Source organism: Clostridium vitabionis, from assembly GCF_015351765.1.
Taxonomy (GTDB): domain Bacteria; phylum Bacillota; class Clostridia; order Lachnospirales; family Lachnospiraceae; genus Clostridium_R; species Clostridium_R vitabionis.
The window spans coordinates 1-2,204 of sequence record NZ_JADKQA010000025.1; the positions used below are offsets into that span (position 1 = coordinate 1).

Here is a 2,204-nt window from a genome sequence, read left to right on the forward strand (position 1 = left end):
GTAACTGTCTCCCGAGGAAGGTCCTGGGTTATAGAACCCCGGATGAAATCTTCGAGGAGGAAATCGACCGAATCTACCAGGCTACTGCCTAGCGGAGGGTGTTCAACTTGTTATTGCAATTTGCGGAATTTTTGGAGGATATAAAATGGCTGAAAAAACAAATGCCAACATTGGCTTTGAAAAACAGATATGGGACGCTGCGTGTGTGTTGTGGGGACACATTCCGGCAGCGGAATACAGAAAAGTAATCATAGGTCTCATCTTTCTACGGTATATTTCCGCAGCGTTCGACGCACAATACAAAAAACTCGTCGCAGATGGCGATGGATTCGAAGATGATCCGGATGCCTATTTGATGGATAATATCTTCTTTGTACCGAAGGAGGCTCGCTGGGAAACAATTGCAGCGTCGGCACACACTCCTGAGATTGGTACGGTGATCGATACAGCGATGCGTGCCATTGAAGATGACAACAAGAGTCTTAAAGGTGTTCTTCCAAAGAATTACGCTTCACCAGATTTGGATAAAAAGGTTCTCGGTGAAGTCGTCGATATCTTTACGAACAACATTGACATGTCAGACACGAAGGCGAGCGAGGATTTACTAGGTCGTACCTATGAATACTGCATTGCACAGTTTGCCGAGAAGGAAGGTGTCGGTGGCGGTGAATTTTACACGCCGTCCAGTATCGTTAAAACATTGGTTGCGATTCTGAAGCCGGAGGCGAACTCTCGCGTCTATGATTGTTGCTGTGGGAGCGGTGGAATGTTTGTACAGAGTGAGCGATTTGCCGAGGGACACAGCCATAACCGCGGCGTGATTTCCGTGTATGGTCAGGAGGCGAATCCGGACACCTGGAAGATGGCGAAGATGAATATGGCAATTCGTGGCATTGACGCAGACCTCGGACCGTACAATGCAGATACTTTCACGAATGATCTGCACCCGACACTCAAGGCAGATTATATTCTCGCGAATCCGCCGTTTAACTATCATCCTTGGGGACAAGAACAACTGAAGGATGACAAACGATGGAAATATGGCCTTCCGCCTGCCGGAAACGCCAACTATGCGTGGATTCAGCACATGATCTTCCACCTTGCGCCGAATGGAAAAATTGGTCTGGTGCTGGCAAACGGCGCACTCTCAACTCAATCCAGCGGTGAAGGGGAAATCCGTAAGAATATTATCAATGATGACCTGATTGAAGGCATTGTTGCCATGCCGACGCAGCTCTTCTACAGCGTCACAATCCCGGTCACCCTCTGGTTCATCACTAAGAACAAAAAGCAGAAAGGCAAGACAGTCTTCATCGACGCCCGCAAGATGGGTCACATGGTCGACCGCAAGCACCGCGACTTCACCGACGAGGATATCCAGAAGCTCGCAGAAACCTTCTCCGCTTTCCAGAACGGAACGCTCGAGGATGTGAAGGGCTTCTGTGCTGTTGCAACCACGCAGGACATTGCAAAGCAGGACTACATCCTAACACCCGGTCGTTACGTCGGTATCGAAGAACAGGAAGAGGATGGTGAACCGTTCGAAGAGAAAATGGACCGTCTGACTTCTGAGCTTTCTGAAATGTTCAAGAAGTCGCATGAACTCGAGGATGAAATCAGAAAGAAGCTGGGGGCGATTGGGTATGAAATATAAACTTTCAGATATCTGCGAGTACGCAAAAGGGAAAATAAAGGTGTCGGCTCTTGATGAGAACACCTATATTTCAACCGAGAATATGCTACCGAACAAAGGTGGTATAACTAAAGCCGCATCCTTACCTACTCAAGAACAGACGCAGGCTTTTATGAAGAATGATGTTCTGGTCTCGAATATTCGACCGTATTTTAAGAAGATATGGTATGCAACTTTCGACGGAGGATGTTCTAACGATGTTCTTGTCTTTAGGGCAAAGGATGGAGTAAGCAGCAAATTCTTACATTATGTGCTGGCGGATGAAACTTTTTTTGATTATTCAATGGCTACATCAAAGGGAACAAAGATGCCTCGTGGTGATAAAAAAGCCATTATGGAATACGAAGTGCCTGAGCTCTCGTATGAAGACCAATGCAAAATTGCTGGTATCTTGGAAGTGATAGACGAAAAAATCGAGTTAAATAGTGTCTGCTCAACATTGGGTCCAATTTTAGCAAACTGCAAAGGTATCTGGACGGCTGCCAACCGTACAGTGCAGCCCGGAATTCTG

General features: G+C 46.9%; 2 protein-coding genes. Both read left to right on the top strand.

The genetic code is table 11. The features are described 5' to 3' along the window. Nucleotides 1–145 precede the first annotated feature (145 nt). Nucleotides 146–1,654 (top strand): type I restriction-modification system subunit M, encoded by a 1,509-nt coding sequence (locus tag ISF27_RS13090; protein WP_194611906.1) that lies wholly within the window; start codon nucleotides 146–148, stop codon nucleotides 1,652–1,654. Further along, a partial coding sequence (locus tag ISF27_RS13095) for a restriction endonuclease subunit S (RefSeq protein ID WP_235986445.1) occupies nucleotides 1,644–2,204 on the top strand: 561 nt, incomplete at its 3' end. The genes ISF27_RS13090 and ISF27_RS13095, both read left to right, overlap by 11 nt.

Coding starts and splice junctions, on each gene's coding strand:
- ISF27_RS13090 (WP_194611906.1), top strand. CDS start 146: ATGGCTGAAAAAACAAATGCCAACATTGGCTTTGAAAAACAGATATGG.